Annotated in this window: 1 protein-coding gene and 1 pseudogene; both read left to right on the top strand. The window is 78.6% G+C overall.

The window, feature by feature from the left end; translation table 11 throughout:
• Positions 1 to 450: pseudogene (locus tag EEJ42_RS31080) on the top strand (hypothetical protein); the annotation flags it as partial.
• Positions 447 to 668, top strand: a 222-nt coding sequence (locus EEJ42_RS50365) for a DUF5691 domain-containing protein (protein WP_484422013.1), incomplete at its 3' end; no start/stop codon positions are given. The pseudogene EEJ42_RS31080 and the gene EEJ42_RS50365, both read left to right, overlap by 4 nt.

Consider the following 668-nt stretch of genomic DNA (forward strand, 5'->3'; position numbering starts at 1 on the left):
CCGGCGGCCGCGGTGAACGGCGCGGCCGCCGTGGACGACGCGGACGGTGCGGGCGGCGCGGCGTCCGCGGAAGCCCCGGCACCCGGGGAGATGCCCAGCGGGGTGCCTGACGGCGGCGGCGTCGACGCGGCGCTCGCCGCCTACGGCGAGGCGCTGAGCGACGACCCCTGGCTGGAGGGCTGGCCCGTCGTGCTCTCCGGCGTCACACCTGTCCCCGGCGACGACGGATGGCAGCTGGCGGACGAGGCGGCCGGGACCGCGCTCCCCATCGATCCGCGGTGCCTCGGCCGTACGAACCTGTGGCAGCTCGCGGCGATAGCGGGCGGCCGCCCCGTCACCGTCTTCGGCGAGTGCGGGCACCGCGGCATCACGCCCCTCACCACCTGGGATCCGGAACCCGTCCCGCTCGGCATCGGCACCGGCCCGACCTCGTACGGAGGCACGCGTTGACCAGGACCAGCACCGCAGCCGCATCCGCAGCCGAATCCGCGCATGTGTCGTGGGACGACCTCGTCGCCGCCGCCCTGCTCGGCACCGAGCGCCGCACCCCGCCCGTCGCCGTGCGCCCCGGGCAGGACACCCCGTCCGCCCTGCTGGACGCCGCCGCGCTCAGCACCGTACGGCGGCGGGCCGGGCTACGCCCCGCCCCCGCCCGCCCGGGCCCGGCC

Origin of the sequence: Streptomyces botrytidirepellens (assembly GCF_003721215.1) — a bacterium.
Taxonomy (GTDB): Bacteria; Actinomycetota; Actinomycetes; order Streptomycetales; family Streptomycetaceae; genus Streptomyces; species Streptomyces himastatinicus.